We start from the raw sequence: 19,930 nt of genomic DNA, 5'->3' as shown, positions 1-19,930 counted from the left end.
CGCCATCTTCATTTTTGCGGACAGAAAGATGGAACATTTTGACGTAGCGATTATCGGTTTAGGTCCGGCAGGCGCAGCGCTGGCGCGACAGTTGAGCGGAAAAATGCGCGTGATTGCGTTGGATAAAAAACGCCAGTGCGGCAACGAAGGTTTCACTAAACCCTGCGGCGGTCTGCTGGCCCCGGACGCCCAGCGTTCGTTTATCCGCGACGGGATAACCTTACCCGTTGATGTCATCGCCAACCCGCAGATTTTTAGCGTTAAAACGGTTGATGTTGCCGCTTCTTTGACGCGTAACTACCAGCGCAGCTACATTAATATCAACCGCCATGCTTTTGATTTATGGCTTAAATCTCTCATCCCTGATGATGTGCAGGTGTATCACGACAGCCTGTGCCGGAAAATCTGGCGCGAGGGCGATAAATGGCATGTTATCTTCCGCGCCGACGGTTGGGAGCAGCAGATAACTGCACGTTATCTGGTGGGGGCAGACGGTGCGAACTCACTGGTGCGCCGTCATCTCTATCCACAGCACCAAATCCGTAAATATGTCGCTATTCAACAATGGTTTGCGGAAAAGCATCCCGTACCGTTCTATTCCTGTATTTTTGATAACGATGCAACTGACTGTTATTCCTGGAGTATCAGCAAAGATGGCTATTTTATCTTTGGTGGCGCCTACCCCATGAAGGACGGACAGGCACGCTTTGACGCGCTGAAAGAGAAGCTGGAAGCGTTCCATTTCCAGTTCGGCAAACCGGTGAAAAGTGAAAAATGTACGGTGCTATTCCCCTCACGCTGGAAAGACTTCGTCTGCGGCGAGGACAACGCATTTTTGATTGGTGAAGCGGCCGGTTTTATCAGCGCCAGCTCGCTGGAAGGGATTAGCTATGCGCTGGACAGCGCGGAGATCCTCAAATCGGTACTGCTGCGGGATACGCCAGATATGAATCACGCTTACCGTAAAGCCACCCACAAGTTACGTCTCAAACTGTATGGCAAAATCCTGAAAAGCCGGGCCCTGACGTCGGCATTTTCCCGTAAATGGATTATGCGCAGCGGCGTTGCGCATATTTCCTTGGCAAAATCAGAAAGCCGCCCGCCAGCGAAAGAAAAACGTGAGAGAAAACGTAGTATGGCTATGACATTATGGCGCGTTTTTTTAAGGGACTGAGTTCACCTCACTGTCACGGCCTTGTGCCACTGTAGCCAGCGCGGGAAAGTTGGCGACGGTGTACCAGGAACCTGGCGTAGGCAGCCGCTCCATTGTACGGCCAGGCCAAAGTTCGAGTTGTGCCAACGCATCAAGGGAATATTCTCGCCAGTGATGTGGCAACATCAGTCTCAATGGCGAGGCTTGTTCACCCGGTACCGACGTCGGTAAACGCGAGTCACTCACATCATAGTTTCTGTGCAGAACCAAATATTTCTCTGGTACCCGACGCTTGCTGTTCCACCATTTGCCATCCAGCATATCAAACTGAAAGCGGGTGATTTTTTCCGGTTTTGCCCCCAATTGCATCAACGCCTGGCGCAGCGCGTTGTTCATCGCCGCATCGTACATTTCCGTTGTTGCCAGTTGCCCATTGAGGATCAGCGATACCGCAATTCTGGTACCCAACAAATTTGAGTAGAGATCTTCCGGGGAAAATGCAGAAACCTCCTCCGAAAATCCTGGAACAGACTCAAAACCATACCATTGCGCAATTTCATGCCAGGCAGCGAGCTGAAACGCCAGATGCGCGGCCATCCATGCCGCCAGCGCGTAACGATCAGCAGGCTCTGTGGGGGGTGTGAAAGCGTTAAATACGACATGCCGTTGCGCAAGCTCATCATCCAGACGCAGCGTAAATGATTGACCAAGCCGTGGAAGAAGATGGCTAAAGAGCCAGGCCGTCATGTCTGCGGTATCACGGACATGTGCGGTATCAATGAAGCCACCGCGAGCGGTATACACTATGCCGTTATTCTCATGCCCGATCCCTGCCAGATTCGCTAGCCCTAACAGTAGGCTATCGTTATAGCGGTGCTCGCCGATGCTATCGATCGTGACAACATTATCAAGTTCATAAAATGGCACCGGCATATGCAGTACCTGTGCGTGCAGGTCGTAGCCAAACGCGCAGCACGGACGTAATCCCTGAGGTGCAGGGAGGGGCGAAACTACCGGCCAGGCAGTACCCTGGGCCTTATTCTCTGTAGAAACGAGCTGCAAAGTTACAGGTATTGCCGCACGGGCTATCGCCGTTGCCAGCCATAAGAGCGCTATTAACACCACCTTATTGATCAAAATGCCTCTCCAACCTGAAAATAAAAACCGCTGCTCCCTTTGCCAATCCCATAATCAAGCCGCACATTCACCCGGGGCTTAAATTCAAAGCGGTAGCCCACACCGGCGGACGGTAACCAGCGTCCATCGTCCAGCGCATGAAAAGAGGGTCCCATCGTGCCCGCACCGAGCCAACCAACCACACCATGCCGCCAGTCAAGTTTCCGCCGATACTCCAGTTGCCCGCTGACGGCGTTTTTATCCCGATAGCGCCCTTCGTAATAACCGCGCATACGCTGATTGCTGCCAAGCAGCGGCATCATGCTCCACGGCACATCGCCCTGGGTAAACGCGCCGTCCATCTCCCAGGCAAGCACATTGTTCTCGTCCAGCGAGTGATAGCGACTGTAGTGCAGTTGATATTCATCAAATCGCGTATCGCTTCCCACCTCTGGTGTGAATCGGGTATAGCGCACATCGGCATACTGTCCTTTACGCGGATTGGGAACGAAATCACGATCGTCCCAGCTGAGTTCGACACTACTTCCGGAGCTGAGAACCGACCCCCCCTGCCCGGTATGCTCAATGTTGGGCGGATCGTTATCGTCCATTTGGGTAGCGTGCTGGGCGTTCAGCGACCAGCCAAGCCCCAGATAAACATTGGGTGCCAACTGGCGATACAACGTTGGACGCAACTCCAGAACCTGAGCGGTGTATTGCTGTTTTTGGTTATCTTTATCCCCATCGCTAAAACCTTGCCCCCAGTAGTAGGTTGGAGTATCCGTTAATGCGCCATTGAGAAAAAATCGCCACCGATCGTCGGCAAAAAATGCGTAATTTTGCATCGTGATACCGAATGCGCCAGTTGAGCTAAAATAGCCGCTGAGCGTCAGCGTCGAGTTTTGGCTTACCGTATCATTCGGGTCAGGGCGATACATCCCCACCACCGCTGTACCGATCCCTAACCCCAGCTCCGGGGTATAAAACGGTCCCGGCATTACGCCCCAGTCAATGCCTTTGTTGGCGTCAAAGCTATCACTGGCACCCAACTTATTTAGCCAACCGTCAACTTCGCCTCGGCTCGGCAACGCTGCCCGCACTGTACAGGAGAGCAGGTTGAACAGCAGGAAGAGGGTAAGACGGCTCAAAAGCGATACTCTCCCGCCATGAAGAAACTGTTACGTTCAGCAAAGCCGATTTCGGTCGTGACGTTGAAGTTCCGGGTAATTTCATACTGTGCGCCCACCAGCACGTTCCAGGGGGATTGGAGATGCTGTTTAACGTCAAAGCGACCATTACCGTCTTTGTTGGCAATATCAACGAGTCTTTGCAGCGTTTCAGACGGCATGGTGAGGTCGTTAAGGCTACCGCTAAATTCTTGCTGCACGTCCTGGTACATACTGCCAACCCATAGATTCAACTTTCCGGATGGCAGGTGCAGCGCATCCACACTGGGGGTGGTAAAGCGATAACCGATGCGCGGAGAAAGGGTTAAGGCGTCAATACTCCCATCCAGAATATCGAACCGCGTCTGGGTGTAGTTGGCATCAAAAGCAGTAAACCAGTTGCCTACACCGCCGACCAACGTCGTCCCTACGCCGTAGGTGGTGCCTTTAAAATCGAGCTGAAACGCCAGATTCTGCAAACTGCTTGGTGTGCGGTCTTTAAGGGGGCCTTTTATCCCGACGCCTATTTGCGAAACGGAGTGGCCATCGGTATAGCCAATCAAGCCATAGACATTCATAAACGGCAGCAGCCAGGCATCCAGCTTCAGCGTTTCGGTTTTACTGCGTTCACGCGTATTGCCGACGCTAATTTTAAACGCGTTATCCAGTGAGCGGCCACCGAGGGAAAGACCGTTGAAGTTAATACTATCCACATTAATATTTTGTCGGATATTCATGTAGTTAATATTCACGCCAAACGGTGCCGGTAGTTCATATCCGCGCTTACGCGCTTCATCGCCTAAAAAGGGCAAAATGGTGTGGTTTTCGGCAGGTTTAACAGTCGTTTTTTCCGGTACAGGCGCAGACAGACCGTCATCCTGATAGCCAAAGAGAGGTGTAATAGTTGAGCTGGAATCCGTCGCGGCACTGGCATGAAAAACCAGACAGGAAGACGTTATCAACACCACGCGGATGCTTGTGTTTGTCATAAGAAAGTTTAGTAGCAGGCAGGAATTGCCCAGATATAAAAGAAGAAGGGAGAGTATAGAAGTTACGTACTATGTGGAGGTATTAATGTGCGGTTTCACATCTGATAATATAAATATATGTTTTATAACATCTTAATGTTATTGCCCAGCCGAGGCCAGGCATAATACGCATCAGGAAAGGACGTATTTCTCTATCGCCCAGGCGACGCCATCTTCAAGGTTAGATTTCGTTACGAAGTTGGCGATTTCTTTGACTGATGGAATAGCGTTATCCATAGCAACGCCCACCCCTGCGTATTCAATCATCGCTATGTCGTTTTCCTGATCGCCAATCGCCATCACCTCTTCGGCTTTAATGCCTAACGCATCGGCCAGCGATTTAACGCCCGTCCCTTTATTGACGCGTTTATCGAGGATTTCGAGGAAATACGGCGCACTTTTCAGCACGGTGTACTTCTCTTTTACTTCCGCAGGTAGACGAGAGATAGCTTTATCGAGGATCTCCGGCTCGTCAATCATCATCACTTTCAGGAACTGGGTTGCGGGATCCATTTTCTCGGCTTCACAGAACACCAGCGGAATGGTCGCGACAAACGATTCGTGCACCGTGTAGTAGCTGATATCACGGTTCGCGGTATACAGCGTATTGCGATCGAGGGCATGGAAATGCGAGCCGACTTCCCGGGAGAGCTGCTCCAGGTAACGATAATCATCATAGCTCAGCGCGGTTTGCGCCACGGTACTGCCATCCCCTGCTTTCTGCACCAGCGCACCGTTGTAGGTAATGCAGTAGTCACCGGGTTGTTCCATATGTAGTTCTTTCAGATAGCTGTGAACGCCGGCATACGGGCGTCCCGTGGTCAGCACCACATTCACGCCACGCGCGCGTGCCGCGGCAATCGCCGTTTTGACCGCTGGTGAAATGGTGTGATCGGGCAGCAGAAGTGTGCCATCCATGTCGATAGCAATAAGTTTGATAGCCATGAGTTCCCCGAATTAAATGAGTCCGTCCTCATGCTAACGCGATTCCGCTCAAAAAACAGCTACGAAAAGGGGGATAGAAAGGGGAATCGAGATTCCCCTTTTTGTAGATTGGTTGTCGTTTGTAGGCCTGATAAGCAACGCGCCATCAGGCACAATACAACGTCTTGCCGGATGGCGGCGTAAACCGCCTTATCCGGCCTACAGATTGGCTTAAATATCGATGTTCGCCGCTTTCAGGGCGTTCTCTTCGATAAATGCGCGACGCGGTTCAACGGCATCGCCCATCAGCGTGGTGAACAGCTGGTCGGCAGCAATCGCATCCTTCACGGTAACGCGCAGCATACGACGGCTTTCCGGATCCATGGTGGTTTCCCACAGCTGTTCCGGGTTCATCTCGCCCAGACCTTTATAACGCTGGATAGCGAGGCCACGACGAGACTCTTTCTGCAGCCATTCCAGCGCCTGCTCAAAGCTGGCAACCGGCTGGCGACGCTCGCCACGTTCGATAAACGCATCGTCTTCGATCAGCCCACGCAGCTTCTCGCCAAGTGTACAAATACGATGGTACTCGCCACCGGTCACAAATTCATGTTCCAATGGATAGTCAGTATCGACACCGTGGGTACGCACCCGGATCACCGGTTCGAACAGGTTCAGTTCAGCGTCTTTACGCACGAAGCTATTCCAGGTGCTGCCGTGCATTTCGTTTTCATTAAGCACGTTAACCAACTGGGAAACCCAGGCCGTAACTTTCGCTTCATCAGCCAGATCGGCTTCTGGCAGCGTCGGTTGATAAACCAGCTCTTTCAGCAGCGCTTTCGGGAAACGACGTTCCATACGGCCAATCATTTTCTGCGTCGCGTTGTATTCAGAAACCAGTTTCTCTAACGACTCACCGGAAAGGGCCGGTGCGCTGGCGTTGGTGTGCAGCGTAGCACCATCCAGAGCGATAGAGATCTGATACTGATCCATCGCTTCGTCATCTTTAATGTACTGTTCCTGCTTGCCTTTTTTTACTTTGTACAGCGGTGGCTGTGCAATGTAAACGTGGCCGCGTTCAACGATTTCCGGCATCTGACGATAGAAGAAGGTCAACAGCAGCGTACGAATGTGCGAGCCATCGACGTCCGCATCGGTCATGATGATGATGCTGTGATAACGCAGTTTGTCCGGGTTGTACTCGTCTCGACCGATGCCACAGCCGAGCGCAGTGATCAGCGTCGCGACTTCCTGAGAGGAGAGCATCTTGTCAAAGCGCGCTTTCTCGACGTTGAGGATTTTACCCTTCAGCGGCAGAATCGCCTGGTTTTTACGGTTACGGCCCTGCTTCGCAGAACCGCCCGCGGAGTCCCCTTCCACAAGGTACAGTTCGGACAGCGCCGGGTCACGTTCCTGACAATCCGCCAGCTTGCCCGGCAGACCGGCTAAGTCGAGCGCGCCTTTACGACGGGTCATTTCACGTGCACGACGTGCAGCTTCACGAGCACGTGCAGCATCAATAATTTTGCCAACAACGATTTTCGCGTCAGACGGGTTTTCCAGCAGATATTCGCTCAGCAGTTCGTTCATCTGCTGTTCTACCGCCGATTTCACCTCAGAGGAGACCAGCTTGTCTTTGGTCTGTGAGGAGAACTTCGGATCCGGTACTTTCACGGAAACAACGGCAATCAGGCCTTCACGGGCATCGTCACCAGTAGCGCTGACTTTCGCTTTTTTGCTGTAGCCTTCTTTGTCCATGTAGGCGTTCAGGGTACGGGTCATCGCCGCACGGAAGCCTGCAAGGTGAGTACCGCCGTCACGCTGTGGAATGTTGTTGGTGAAGCAGTAGATGTTTTCCTGGAAACCATCGTTCCACTGCAGCGCAACTTCAACGCCGATACCGTCTTTTTCGGTGGAGAAGTAGAAGATATTCGGGTGGATCGGCGTTTTGTTTTTGTTGAGGTATTCAACAAACGCCTTGATGCCACCTTCGTAGTGGAAATGGTCTTCTTTGCCGTCACGCTTGTCGCGCAGACGAATAGAGACGCCGGAGTTCAGGAATGACAGCTCACGCAGACGTTTCGCCAGAATGTCGTATTCAAATTCAACAACATTGGTAAAGGTTTCGTGGCTTGGCCAGAAACGGACCTGAGTCCCGGTCAATTCTGTTTCGCCGGTTACTGCCAGCGGCGCCTGCGGCACACCGTGCACGTAAGTTTGCTGATGCACTTTGCCTTCACGACGAATCACCAGTTCCAGCTTCTGTGACAGGGCGTTAACGACGGAAACACCCACGCCGTGCAGACCGCCGGAAACTTTATAGGAGTTATCATCGAATTTACCGCCTGCGTGCAAAACGGTCATGATAACTTCCGCTGCCGAAACGCCCTCTTCCGGGTGAATACCGGTTGGGATACCACGGCCATCATCGGTAACGGACACGGAGTTGTCAGCGTGAATCGTTACCACGATATCTTTACAGTGACCCGCGAGCGCTTCGTCGATAGCGTTATCTACCACCTCGAATACCATGTGGTGCAGACCGGTGCCGTCATCCGTGTCGCCGATATACATACCCGGGCGCTTACGCACCGCATCCAGTCCTTTCAGGACTTTGATACTGGAGGAGTCATAAGAATTCGACATCAACGTTTCTCGCTCATTTTATCTTGGGTTAATCCGTTATTTTACCCTTTTCCACGGTAAACATCTTCGAATTTTCATCGGACATGTCTATAACGTGTTCAGCGCTGATTGCGCTGACAAAGACCTGAGATTGCGTGGCTTTTAAGCGGCTGGCCAGCAGTCCGCGACGCGCGTCATCCAGTTCAGAGGCAAAATCATCTATCAGGTACAGGCAGCGCCGCCCGCTTTCACGGGTCAGGAACTCCCCTTGCGCCAGACGTAAGGCGCACATCAGCAGCTTTAGCTGCCCACGCGACAACGTATCTTCCACCGGCGCACCGTCGGCGCGAATGCGGAAATCCGCCTTATGCGGGCCGTGCGCAGTGTAGGTCAACATGCGATCGCGTTCAAAACTGCGTTCCAGCACTTCGGCATAATCAGTCTCTTTCTCCCAGCCGCGCTGGAATGAGAAGGAGAGCGAAAACTCGGGAAGAAACTGCTGGCAGGTATCCGCCATATCCTGCGCGATACCGGCGCTGTACTCCGCGCGCCAGGTGCTGATTTGTTCCGCCAGTGGGATCAGTTCTTTATCCCACGGGCGCAGTTGCTCATAACGACTCACCTGGCGCAGCGCTGCATTGCGCTGCTTGAGCAGTCGCTTCAGGTTGCTCCAGGCGGTGAAAAATCCGACTTCATTGTGAAAACATCCCCAGTCAAGGAATGCTCTTCTGTATTTGGGGCCGCCATTGAGTAAAGTAAACCCCTCAGGCGTGATCAGCTGCATCGGCATCAGGTGCGCCAGTTCTGCGACCTTGTGCCCGTCAGTGCCGTCAATGCGCACTTTGCTGTCGCCCAGTTTGTCTTTCGTCAGGCCAATCGACGTCTCACGTTCTTCACCCTGCAAACGCCCGTGTAAAACAAACGACTCCTGCTCGTGGCGAATCACGCGACCAATCTGCAAACTGCGAAACGCCCGACCGTGGCCGAGCGTATAGATAGCTTCCAGTACGCTGGTTTTGCCGCTGCCGTTCGCGCCAACCAGGAAGTTAAAGCCAGGGGATAAAGCGAGATCCGCGCTTTCGATATTGCGAAAATCGCGGATCAACAGGCGGGTGAGCGACATTACAGTCTCATTGGCATAACAACATAGGCAGCCGACTGTGATGCGGCATCTTCAATCTGTACGCTCGATACGGAATCAGTCAGCAGAATACGCACGTTCTCGCACTTCAGCGCGTTCAGAACGTCCAGCACGTAGCTCACGTTAAAGCCGATTTCCAGTTCTGTACCAGGATAGGAGACATCCAGAATTTCTTCTGCTTCTTCCTGCTCCGGGTTGTTGGCGGTGATTTTGAGCTGATTTTCGCTGACATACAGACGCACGCCGCGGAATTTCTCGTTCGAGAGGATCGCCGCACGCGCAAACGCCTGTTTGAGGATATCGCAACCGGCTTCCAGATGCTTGTCCGGATTCTTCGGCAATACGCGGCGATAATCCGGGAAACGGCCATCAACCAGCTTAGAGGTGAAGATGAAGTCACCAACGTGCGCACGAATGTTGTTGCTGCCAATCTGCACGCGCAGCGGGTTATCGCCGCCGTCGAGCATACGCATCAGTTCAATCACACCTTTACGCGGTACGATCACCGAATGGCTTGGCAACGGCTGACCAACAGGCATTGAACAAACCGCCAGGCGGTGACCGTCGGTCGCCACGGTACGCAGCTCTTCCCCTTCGGTTTCAAACAGCATGCCGTTTAAGTAGTAACGTACGTCCTGATGCGCCATCGAAAACTGCGTGGCTTCAATCAGGCGCTTCATCGTCGCCTGCGGCAGGGTGAATTCGACTTCGCTCTGCCAGTCGTCCAGATTCGGGAAGTCGGCGGCAGGCAGCGTAGACAGCGAGAAACGGCTGCGGCCAGAACGCACCAGCATACGGTCGCCTTCCAGTTGAACGGCAATTTCCGCGCCTTCCGGCAATCCACGGCAAATATCGAAGAATTTACGCGCCGGAACGGTGGTCGCACCAGGTTCATGAGGCTGGATCAGCGCCACGCGCGCCACCATCTCCATTTCGAGATCGGTGCCGGTCAGCGAAAGCGTGCCGTCAGCAACCTGCAGCAGCAGGTTTCCGAGAATAGGCAGTGTAGGACGTCCACCCAGCGGGCCGCTGACCTGCTGAAGCGGTTTTAATAAATGTTCACGTTCAACGGTAAATTTCATAGCGTCACGAAGATAATGTTCTGATTAAATTGGAGAAATCTTCTTTAATGTCATGGCTTTCTTCACGCAACTGCTCAATCTTGCGGCAGGCATGAAGCACGGTAGTATGGTCACGCCCACCAAACGCGTCGCCAATTTCCGGCAGACTGTGGTTAGTGAGCTCTTTTGCCAGCGCCATCGCCATCTGGCGCGGACGAGCTACCGAGCGAGATCGACGCTTAGAAAGCAGATCCGCAATTTTGATTTTGTAATACTCCGCCACCGTCTTCTGGATATTGTCGATGGTGACCAGCTTTTCCTGCAAGGCCAGCAGATCGCGCAGCGCTTCACGCACGAAATCGATAGTAATCGCCCGGCCGGTAAAATTGGCGTTGGCGATCACGCGGTTCAGTGCGCCTTCCAGCTCACGTACGTTAGAGCGTAGACGCTTGGCAATAAAGAACGCTACTTCACCCGGCAGACGAATGTCGTTTTCGTCGGCTTTTTTCATCAGGATCGCAACACGCGTTTCCAGTTCAGGCGGTTCGATCGCGACAGTCAGTCCCCAGCCAAAGCGGGATTTCAGACGATCTTCAACGCCGTTGATCTCCTTCGGATAGCGATCCGAGGTCAGGATGATCTGCTGATTGCCTTCCAGCAGGGCGTTAAAGGTGTGGAAAAACTCTTCCTGCGATCGCTCTTTATTCGCGAAGAATTGGATATCGTCAATCAGCAGCGCGTCAACGGAACGGTAGTAGCGTTTAAACTCTTCGATCGCGTTGTTTTGCAGGGCTTTGACCATGTCCTGCACAAAACGCTCGGAGTGCATATACACCACTTTGGCGTTTGGCTTACGCGCCATAATGCCGTTACCGACAGCGTGCAACAGGTGGGTTTTACCCAGACCCGTACCGCCATAAAGGAATAACGGATTGTAGGCGCCGCCAGGATTGTCCGCCACCTGACGTGCCGCCGCGCGCGCCAGCTGGTTAGATTTACCTTCAACGAAGTTATCAAACGTGTGTTTGACGTTGACGTTAGAACGATAGGTAGGTTCTGCCGGAGCCGGGACGTTATCCCAGCCTGGACGCGCCGCCGGAGCAGCACGTTGTGGTTGCACTTGCTGAGCCACGTGGGCGGGCGCAACAACATTGTTGACCGGCGTTTTCAGCGTTTGCGTGACGGGTTTAGTGCCGACTTCAAAGCGCAGCTGTGGGGCATCCGCGCCACAGAAATTATTGAGTAATCCATTAATATTATTAAGGTATTTATCCCTTACCCAATCGAGCACGAAACGGTTTGGCGCATACAAAGCCAGCGTGTTATCGCTCAGTTCCGCCTGCAACGGGCGTATCCACATACTGAACTCTGTGGCTGGTAACTCATCCTGCAATCGGGCAAGACACTGCTGCCAAAGCGAAAGTGACACGGCGGACTCCACTCGAACAAAAGTCGATAAATGACAAAGGCTGAAACATTCATGATTGTTGACGCACATCGACAAGACCCTATGCAAAGGGTGACGTGCGAATTGCTATCTGCAATTTTTACCCGATCAGGATCCATTGAAACGATCAGGACCGCGGATCATAGCGTAAACTGAGAAAGAGATCTTCTGTTTCTCACAGATTCTTCCCGATTTATCCACAGGATGATCCAGAATCGGCTAAGTGTAAACGATCCTGGAGAAGTGCTGCAGGTTTTAGCGCGCATATTGAAAAAATTAATGAGTAAAGATGCTTTACTGCTTAAACGATCTAATAAAGATCCCGTGCGATCCTTGCGCTTTATCCACCAGCCCGTATAATTCTTACCCCCAGCGAGTAACGGTCGCCTTACGGCGTCAACGCTGCCTGTTTTTTACGCGAAACCATGCGGAAAAAAGCGGGAAATAAGGAAAGAGAATTGACTCCGGAGTGTACAATTATTACAATCCGGCCTCTTTAATCACCCACACTGTGGCGTAAGTCGTTCGAAATTCGTTCGGGTATACGCAAAAGTCAGTGAATTTATTCAAGTTTAGGTAGAAATCGCCATGAAACGCACTTTTCAACCGTCTGTACTGAAGCGCAACCGTTCTCACGGCTTCCGTGCTCGTATGGCTAATAAAAATGGTCGTCAGGTTCTGGCACGTCGTCGTGCTAAAGGCCGTTCTCGTCTGACCGTTTCTAAGTAATAAAAGCTAGCCCCTGAGTGGTTAAGCTCGCATTTCCCAGGGAGTTACGTTTGTTAACTCCCACTCATTTCACATTCGTCTTCCAGCAGCCACAACGGGCTGGCACGCCGCAAATCACCATCCTCGGCCGCCTGAATTCGCTGGGGCATCCCCGTATCGGTCTTACAGTCGCCAAGAAAAATGTTAAACGTGCGCATGAACGCAATCGGATTAAACGTCTGACGCGTGAAAGCTTCCGTTTACGTCAGCACGAGCTTCCAGCAATGGATTTCGTGGTGGTGGCGAAAAAAGGGGTTGCTGACCTCGATAACCGTGCTCTCTCGGAAGCGTTGGAAAAATTATGGCGTCGCCATTGTCGCCTGGCTCGCGGGTCCTGATAGCCCTCATTCGGGTCTATCAACGCCTGATCAGTCCGCTGCTTGGGCCGCATTGCCGTTTCACTCCAACCTGTTCGAGCTACGGAATTGAGGCATTGCGCAGGTTTGGAGTGATAAAAGGCAGTTGGTTGACGGTGAAACGCGTATTAAAATGCCACCCTTTACACCCTGGTGGTGACGATCCCGTCCCGCCCGGACCATTTGATACCAGAGAACACTAACGATGGATTCGCAACGCAATCTTTTAGTCATCGCTTTGCTGTTCGTGTCTTTCATGATCTGGCAAGCCTGGGAGCAGGATAAAAACCCGCAACCTCAGGCCCAACAGACCACGCAGACAACGACCACCGCAGCGGGTAGCGCCGCAGACCAGGGCGTACCGGCCAGTGGCCAGGGGAAACTGATTACGGTTAAAACTGACGTGCTTGATCTGACCATCAACACCCGTGGTGGTGATGTGGAACAGGCTTCACTGCCAGCTTACCCGAAAGAACTCGGTTCTACCGAACCGTTCCAGTTACTGGAAACCACGCCACAGTTCATCTACCAGGCACAGAGTGGCCTGACAGGTCGTGACGGCCCGGATAACCCGGCTAACGGCCCACGTCCGCTGTACAACGTCGATAAAGACGCGTTTGTACTGGCTGACGGTCAGAACGAACTGCAGATCCCGATGACCTATACTGACGCAGCGGGTAACACATTCACTAAAACGTTTGTTCTTAAGCGTGGTGAATATGCTGTCAACGTTAACTACAGCGTGCAGAACGCCGGCGAAAAACCGCTGGAAATCTCCACCTTTGGTCAGCTGAAGCAATCCATCAATCTGCCATCTCATCGCGACACCGGTAGCAGCAACTTTGCGCTGCACACCTTCCGTGGCGCGGCGTACTCCACGCCGGATGAGAAGTATGAGAAATACAAATTCGACACCATTGCTGAAAACGAAAACCTGAACGTCAATGCTAAAGACGGCTGGGTCGCAATGCTGCAACAGTATTTCGCAACGGCATGGGTTCCGCGTAACGACGGCACCAACAACTTCTATACCGCTAACCTGGGTAACGGCATTGCCGCTATCGGCTATAAATCACAGCCGGTACTGGTTCAGCCTGGCCAGACTGGCGCGATGACCAGCACCCTGTGGGTCGGCCCGGAAATTCAGGATAAAATGGCGGCCGTTGCACCGCACCTGGATCTGACCGTGGATTACGGCTGGTTGTGGTTCATTTCTCAGCCGCTATTTAAACTGCTGAAGTGGATCCATAGCTTCCTGGGTAACTGGGGCTTCTCCATCATCGTTATCACCTTTATCGTTCGTGGCATCATGTACCCGCTGACCAAAGCGCAGTACACCTCCATGGCGAAGATGCGTATGCTGCAGCCGAAGATTCAGGCTATGCGTGAGCGTCTGGGCGATGACAAACAGCGTCAGAGCCAGGAAATGATGGCCCTGTACAAAGCTGAGAAGGTAAACCCGCTGGGCGGCTGCTTCCCGCTGATCATCCAGATGCCAATCTTCCTGGCGTTGTACTACATGCTGATGGGTTCCATTGAACTGCGTCATGCGCCGTTCGCTCTGTGGATCCATGACCTGTCTGCACAGGACCCGTACTACATCCTGCCGATTCTGATGGGCGTGACGATGTTCTTCATTCAGAAGATGTCTCCGACCACCGTAACCGACCCGATGCAGCAGAAGATCATGACCTTCATGCCGGTCATCTTCACCGTGTTCTTCCTGTGGTTCCCGTCAGGTCTGGTGCTGTACTATATCGTCAGCAACCTGGTAACCATTATTCAGCAGCAGCTGATTTACCGTGGTCTGGAGAAACGTGGCCTGCATAGCCGCGAGAAGAAAAACTCCTGATTCGGTGTAGGCCGGATTAGGCGAAGCCGCCATCCGGCAAACGGAACATAAAGTAAAGGGCGGTCATTAGACCGCCTTTTTTATTGCATTAAGAAGAGACAAACCATGAGCCATAACGACACCATCGTCGCTCAGGCCACCCCACCGGGACGTGGTGGCGTGGGTATCCTGCGTATCTCCGGCCTGAAAGCGCGTGAGGTCGCAGAAACCGTACTGGGGAAACTGCCCAAACCGCGTTATGCCGATTATCTGCCGTTTAAAGACGCGGATGGCAGCGCGCTGGATCAGGGGATTGCCTTGTGGTTCCCCGGCCCAAACTCCTTTACCGGCGAAGACGTTTTAGAGCTTCAGGGCCACGGAGGTCCGGTGATTCTTGACCTGCTGCTCAAACGTATTCTGACCATTCCCGGGCTGCGCATTGCCAGACCGGGTGAATTCTCCGAGCGAGCGTTTCTCAATGATAAGCTCGATTTAGCCCAGGCCGAGGCGATTGCCGACCTGATCGATGCCAGCTCAGAGCAAGCCGCTCGCTCGGCGCTGAACTCGTTGCAGGGCGCATTTTCCGCACGGGTAAATCATCTTGTGGAAGCGCTCACTCACCTGCGCATCTATGTTGAAGCAGCGATCGACTTCCCGGATGAAGAAATCGACTTCCTGTCTGACGGCAAGATTGAAGCGCAACTCAACAGCGTTATCAGCGATCTTGATGCCGTGCGTGCGGAAGCGCGTCAGGGCAGCCTGCTGCGCGAAGGGATGAAGGTGGTGATTGCCGGTCGGCCAAACGCCGGGAAATCAAGCCTGCTGAACGCGCTGGCTGGCCGTGAGGCGGCCATTGTCACCGATATCGCCGGGACTACTCGCGACGTGCTGCGTGAGCATATTCACATCGACGGCATGCCGCTACACATCATCGACACCGCCGGTTTGCGCGATGCCAGCGACGAAGTTGAACGCATCGGTATCGAACGTGCCTGGCAGGAAATTGAACAGGCCGACCGTGTACTGTTTATGGTTGATGGCACCACCACCGACGCCGTGGACCCGGCAGATATCTGGCCAGACTTTATTGCCCGTCTGCCAGCCAAACTGCCGATCACCGTGGTGCGTAACAAAGCGGATATTACCGGTGAGACGCTGGGCCTTAGCGAAGTAAATGGCCACTCACTGGTTCGCCTCTCTGCGCGTACCGGTGAAGGCGTTGACGTACTGCGTAATCATCTCAAACAGAGCATGGGCTTTGAAACCAATATGGAAGGCGGTTTCCTGGCCCGTCGTCGTCACCTGCAGGCGCTGGCAGAAGCTGCAGAGCATCTCGAGCAGGGTAAAGCCCAACTGCTCGGAGCATGGGCCGGAGAATTGCTGGCTGAGGAGCTACGCCTGGCGCAGCAGAACCTCAGTGAGATCACAGGAGAGTTTACCTCCGACGATCTGCTGGGACGGATTTTCTCCAGCTTCTGTATCGGTAAGTAACGTTGTGTTGCCCGGTGGCGTGATGCTAACCGGGCCTACAGGCCTCGTAGGCCGGATAAGGCGTTTACGCCGCCATCCGGCAACAACTATTTCCCATGTGGAAATCACTGTTGTCCAAATGGCAACTCGTGCAGTTGACTCTCTGACCGTATGCTTAGCGCCACATTTCTTATGAGGTCGCTATGACACGCTTTCTAATCTGCAGTTTCGCCCTGGTTCTTCTTTATCCTGCCGGTATTGATATGTATCTGGTGGGGCTGCCCCGTATTGCTGCCGATTTACAGGCCAGCGAGGCGCAACTGCATATCGCGTTTTCGGTTTATCTGGCAGGAATGGCGACGGCGATGCTGTTCGCCGGTAAAATTGCCGACCAGTCAGGTCGCAAACCGGTCGCCATAGTCGGCGCACTCATCTTTATTTTCGCCTCTGCGCTATGTTCTTTCGCCGAAAGCGGTACGCCATTCCTCATAGGTCGTTTTATTCAGGGCGTAGGTGCGGGCTGTTGCTACGTGGTGGCTTTCGCTATCCTGCGCGATACGCTCGACGATCGCCGCCGGGCGAAGGTGCTGTCGTTGTTGAACGGTATTACCTGTATTGTGCCGGTGTTGGCTCCAGTGATGGGGCATCTGATCATGCTCAAATACCCGTGGCAGAGCCTGTTCTACACGATGATGGGAATGGGTGTGGCTGTTTGCCTGCTATCGGTGTTTGTGCTGCGAGAATCGCGCCCAGCAACGCTTATGGCGACGACGGAAAAGAACCACACGACCGAATCACTGGTAAACCGCTTTTTCTTAAGCCGTCTGGCCATTACCACCCTCAGCGTGTCGGTGATCCTGACCTTCGTGAATACGTCTCCGGTGCTGCTGATGGAAGTGATGGGCTTCGACCGTGGTGAGTATGCCACCACGATGGCCATGACCGCAGGCATCAGTATGGCGGTCTCTTTCTCTACGCCATTTGCTCTGAGCGTATTTAAGCCCCGCGTTCTGATGCTGACCTCACAGGTGCTGTTTCTGTGTGCCGGCGTGGTGTTAACCCTTGCCACTTCACACGCAGTAACGCTTTTCGGGCTGACGTTAATCTGCGCCGGATTCTCGGTCGGCTTCGGTGTTGCGATGAGCCAGGCGCTTGGGCCGTTCTCGCTGCGCGCGGGCGTCGCCAGCTCGGCATTAGGTATTGCCCAGGTTTGCGGTTCCTCGCTGTGGATTTGGCTGGCGGCGGTTCTTGGCCTTGATGCGCTGAATATGCTGATCGGGATTCTGATTGGCTGTAGCATAGTGAGTATCATGCTGATTATCACTGTTGCACCTAACCGGTCCGCGCCAACTCATGAAGAAATCCCTCAGCAGTCTTGATCTTAATTTATTGCTCTGTCTGCAGCTGTTGATGCAGGAACGCAGCGTCACTAAAACCGCCAAACGGATGAACGTCACACCGTCGGCGGTCAGTAAGTCGCTGTCGAAGCTGCGGACCTGGTTTGATGATCCCTTGTTTGTGAACACCCCGCTGGGGCTATCGCCGACGCCGCTGATGGTCAGCATGGAGCAGAGCCTTGCTGAATGGATGCAGATGGGCAATCAGTTGCTCGATAAGCCGCACCATGAGTCTCCACGCGGGCTGAAGTTTGATCTGGCGGCCGAAACGCCGTTAGTGATGATCATGTTCAATGCGCTCTCCCAGCAGATTTATCAGCGCTATCCCCAGGCAACAATCAAAATACGCAACTGGGACTATGACTCGCTGGATGCCATTATTCGCGGTGAAGTGGATATTGGCTTTACCGGGCGCGAAAGTCATCCGAGTTCGCGCGAACTGCTGAGTTTGTTGCCATTGTCGATCGACCATGAAGTGCTGTTTTCCGATCTGCCCTGCGTCTGGCTACGTGAAGATCATCCCGCACTGCAGGAAGAGTGGAATCTGGACACCTTTCTGCGCTATCCGCACATCAGCATTAGCTGGGAGCAAAGCGATACATGGGCGCTGGATGAAGTCCTGCAAGAAATGGGACGCGCACGCAATATCGCGTTATGTCTGCCCGGTTTTGAGCAATCGCTGTTTATGGCCGCGCAGCCGGATCACGCGCTGATAGCCACCGCACCGGTCTATTGCCAGCGTTATAACCAACTCCACCAGCTTCCACTCGTTGCACGGCCAATGCCATTTGATACGGCGCAACTGGAAAAAATGCGCGTACCGTTCACTCTTCTTTGGCATAAACGCAACAGCCACAATCCTAAGATCGTCTGGCTAAAAGACACGATCAAGGCGCTTTATCGCGATATCTCCTGAAGATCCTTCATTTTGGTGTTGCTAAATCGACCATTCTGGCAACAGAAATGTAAATATCGCGTAATGTCTCCCATTTTCGCTTAGTTTTTGGGCAGCAAAGCCTGCCCGGAAGCCGTGTAAATGTTACTCTGGTAATAATCACGGACCATTAATCACGGAGCGACAAATGGCGACACATTTTGCCAGAGGGATTCTTACGGAGGGACACCTGGTTTCAGCTCGCCTCCCTTCTCCATGTCATATCGAAGCAAGAGATCTACCCGCTCATCGCCGGACACGTTTCCTGGCTTCCCGAAGTCTTCTCGCTGAACTGATGTTTATGCTTTACGGCACCAGCACGCTGCCCGAAATTGTTACTCAGGCCAAAGGTAAGCCCGTTTTTCGCGATAAGAACCTGCCGGGTTTTTCGATTTCCTATGCCGGGAATATCGTCGGCGTTGTGCTAACAACTGAAGGAACGTGCGGCCTGGATATGGAACTTCAGCGGGCCACCCGCGGGTTTCACAATCCAAATTCAGCGGAAACGTGGCGCTTCTCCAGTAACGAAAACCTGTGGATCAATAACCAAAACGACCCCAACGAAGCACGCGCGCAGCTCATTACATTGCGCCAGAGCGTACTCAAACTCACTGGCGATGTGTGCAATGACGATCCGCGCGAGCTCCAGCTTTTACCCGGCGCAGGGCGCCTGAAATGTGCCCATGTGGCGCAGGTTGAAGCCATTTGCGATGCGGAAGATGTACTGGTGTGGTCAGTTGCAGTTACGCCAACCATTGAAAAACTCAAGGTTTGGGAGTTTGATGGTAAACAGGACTGGAAAAGTTTGCCTGATATCCAGACTCGCGCCAATGAGCCAACGGGTCGTCTGATCCGGTTCTCTCAATTATGTGCAGCGAAGAGCCATACGCTTTGATTTAACCTTCATGATGAAACAGGAGTCGCCATGTCTGAAACATTGAATGTTGTTACGTTACTGGGAAGTCTGCGCAAAGGTTCGTTTAATGGAATGGTTGCCCGTACGCTGCCCAAGATTGCTCCAGCGGGAATGGAAGTGAACGCGCTGCCGTCGATTGGTGATATCCCTCTGTACGATGCCGACCTCCAACAGGAAGAAGGTTTTCCGGCCAGCGTAGAAGCACTGGCTGAGCAAATCAGAAAGGCGGACGGTGTCGTCATCGTCACACCTGAATATAACTATTCTGTTCCGGGCGGACTGAAGAACGCCATCGACTGGCTGTCCCGCCTGCCCGATCAGCCATTATCGGGTAAGCCGGTGCTGATCCAGACCAGTTCTATGGGCGCTATTGGCGGCGCGCGCTGCCAGTATCATCTGCGTCAGATCCTGGTATTCCTCGACGCCATGGTAATGAACAAGCCGGAATTTATGGGCGGCGTCATTCAGAATAAAGTAGACCCGCAGACAGGTGAAGTGATCGACCAAAGCACGCTGGACCATCTGACCGGTCAACTGACCGCATTTGGCGACTACATTCAGCGCGTGAAAGCGTAAAAGAAAAAGCCCGGCGATATG

19 protein-coding genes are annotated in these 19,930 nt (G+C 53.1%); 11 read left to right on the top strand and 8 right to left on the bottom strand.

Going from position 1 to position 19,930, the window contains the following annotated elements:
- Positions 1-28: 28 nt before the first annotated feature.
- Positions 29-1,174, top strand: coding sequence for a colicin M resistance lipid reductase CbrA (gene cbrA, locus C2U43_RS00570; RefSeq protein WP_103284543.1), 1,146 nt, complete (start codon positions 29-31; stop codon positions 1,172-1,174).
- Here cbrA and C2U43_RS00565 read toward each other — a convergent pair.
- From C2U43_RS00565 to dnaA, 8 genes are all read right to left on the bottom strand, one after another.
- Entirely contained in the window at positions 1,163-2,290 is a 1,128-nt protein-coding gene (locus C2U43_RS00565; protein ID WP_103284542.1) for a DUF4056 domain-containing protein, read from the bottom strand. The genes cbrA and C2U43_RS00565 overlap by 12 nt on opposite strands.
- A complete protein-coding gene (locus C2U43_RS00560) occupies positions 2,287-3,417 on the bottom strand; it encodes a BamA/TamA family outer membrane protein (protein ID WP_103284541.1) in 1,131 nt (376 codons plus the stop codon). The genes C2U43_RS00565 and C2U43_RS00560 overlap by 4 nt, the downstream gene beginning before the upstream one ends.
- Complete coding sequence (locus tag C2U43_RS00555) at positions 3,414-4,424, bottom strand: hypothetical protein (RefSeq protein ID WP_020996043.1); 1,011 nt, start codon at positions 4,422-4,424, stop codon at positions 3,414-3,416. Before C2U43_RS00555 ends, C2U43_RS00560 begins: the two co-directional genes overlap by 4 nt.
- Positions 4,425-4,595: 171 nt before the next feature.
- Positions 4,596-5,408: a sugar-phosphatase gene (yidA, locus tag C2U43_RS00550; protein ID WP_008786541.1), complete on the bottom strand. Its 813-nt coding sequence runs from the start codon at positions 5,406-5,408 to the stop codon at positions 4,596-4,598.
- A gap of 210 nt (positions 5,409-5,618) precedes the next feature.
- Positions 5,619-8,033, bottom strand: coding sequence for a DNA topoisomerase (ATP-hydrolyzing) subunit B (gene gyrB, locus C2U43_RS00545; RefSeq protein WP_008786542.1), 2,415 nt, complete (start codon positions 8,031-8,033; stop codon positions 5,619-5,621).
- A 28-nt stretch (positions 8,034-8,061) separates the two neighbouring features.
- Complete coding sequence (gene recF / locus C2U43_RS00540) at positions 8,062-9,135, bottom strand: DNA replication/repair protein RecF (protein WP_103284540.1); 1,074 nt, start codon at positions 9,133-9,135, stop codon at positions 8,062-8,064.
- The gene (dnaN, locus tag C2U43_RS00535; protein ID WP_003023863.1) at positions 9,135-10,235 is read right to left on the bottom strand and encodes a DNA polymerase III subunit beta; all 1,101 of its coding nucleotides are present in this window, start codon (positions 10,233-10,235) and stop codon (positions 9,135-9,137) included. The genes recF and dnaN overlap by 1 nt, the downstream gene beginning before the upstream one ends.
- A 4-nt stretch (positions 10,236-10,239) precedes the next feature.
- A complete protein-coding gene (gene dnaA, locus C2U43_RS00530) occupies positions 10,240-11,643 on the bottom strand; it encodes a chromosomal replication initiator protein DnaA (protein ID WP_003827078.1) in 1,404 nt (467 codons plus the stop codon).
- Between the two features lie 222 nt (positions 11,644-11,865).
- On the opposite strand from dnaA, the gene C2U43_RS30160 reads away from it, so the two are divergent.
- The 10 genes from C2U43_RS30160 to C2U43_RS00480 all read left to right on the top strand — a co-directional run bounded on the left by C2U43_RS30160 (position 11,866) and on the right by C2U43_RS00480 (position 19,909).
- Positions 11,866-12,021, top strand: a complete 156-nt coding sequence (locus C2U43_RS30160) for a hypothetical protein (protein WP_418657320.1) — start codon at positions 11,866-11,868, stop codon at positions 12,019-12,021.
- A 228-nt stretch (positions 12,022-12,249) separates the two neighbouring features.
- Positions 12,250-12,390 (top strand): 50S ribosomal protein L34, encoded by a 141-nt coding sequence (gene rpmH, locus C2U43_RS00520; protein ID WP_003023858.1) that lies wholly within the window; start codon positions 12,250-12,252, stop codon positions 12,388-12,390.
- 17 nt (positions 12,391-12,407) lie between these two features.
- Positions 12,408-12,767, top strand: coding sequence for a ribonuclease P protein component (gene rnpA, locus C2U43_RS00515; protein WP_003844432.1), 360 nt, complete (start codon positions 12,408-12,410; stop codon positions 12,765-12,767).
- Positions 12,731-12,988, top strand: coding sequence for a membrane protein insertion efficiency factor YidD (gene yidD, locus C2U43_RS00510; RefSeq protein ID WP_003023846.1), 258 nt, complete (start codon positions 12,731-12,733; stop codon positions 12,986-12,988). Before rnpA ends, yidD begins: the two co-directional genes overlap by 37 nt.
- 2 nt (positions 12,989-12,990) lie before the next feature.
- Positions 12,991-14,637, top strand: a complete 1,647-nt coding sequence (gene yidC / locus C2U43_RS00505; RefSeq protein WP_003827058.1) for a membrane protein insertase YidC — start codon at positions 12,991-12,993, stop codon at positions 14,635-14,637.
- Positions 14,638-14,742: 105 nt separating this feature from the next.
- Positions 14,743-16,107: a tRNA uridine-5-carboxymethylaminomethyl(34) synthesis GTPase MnmE gene (mnmE, locus tag C2U43_RS00500; RefSeq protein WP_032945460.1), complete on the top strand. Its 1,365-nt coding sequence runs from the start codon at positions 14,743-14,745 to the stop codon at positions 16,105-16,107.
- 182 nt (positions 16,108-16,289) lie between these two features.
- Positions 16,290-17,465 (top strand): MFS transporter, encoded by a 1,176-nt coding sequence (locus tag C2U43_RS00495; RefSeq protein WP_008786546.1) that lies wholly within the window; start codon positions 16,290-16,292, stop codon positions 17,463-17,465.
- Entirely contained in the window at positions 17,440-18,399 is a 960-nt protein-coding gene (gene yidZ / locus C2U43_RS00490; protein WP_103284539.1) for an HTH-type transcriptional regulator YidZ, read from the top strand. Before C2U43_RS00495 ends, yidZ begins: the two co-directional genes overlap by 26 nt.
- Before the next feature lie 166 nt (positions 18,400-18,565).
- On the top strand, positions 18,566-19,312 hold the full coding sequence (locus tag C2U43_RS00485; RefSeq protein WP_003827048.1) for a 4'-phosphopantetheinyl transferase family protein: 747 nt from the start codon (positions 18,566-18,568) through the stop codon (positions 19,310-19,312).
- 30 nt (positions 19,313-19,342) lie between these two features.
- Positions 19,343-19,909 carry an NADPH-dependent FMN reductase gene (locus tag C2U43_RS00480; RefSeq protein WP_003827046.1) on the top strand — a complete coding sequence of 189 codons (567 nt, stop codon included), beginning with the start codon at positions 19,343-19,345 and terminating at the stop codon, positions 19,907-19,909.
- The last annotated feature ends 21 nt before the right edge of the window (positions 19,910-19,930 follow it).

The sequence above is a fragment of the Citrobacter freundii complex sp. CFNIH9 genome (genome assembly GCF_002903305.1).
Classification (GTDB): domain Bacteria; phylum Pseudomonadota; class Gammaproteobacteria; order Enterobacterales; family Enterobacteriaceae; genus Citrobacter; species Citrobacter portucalensis.
This window is presented reverse-complemented; position numbering and strand designations above follow the sequence as displayed.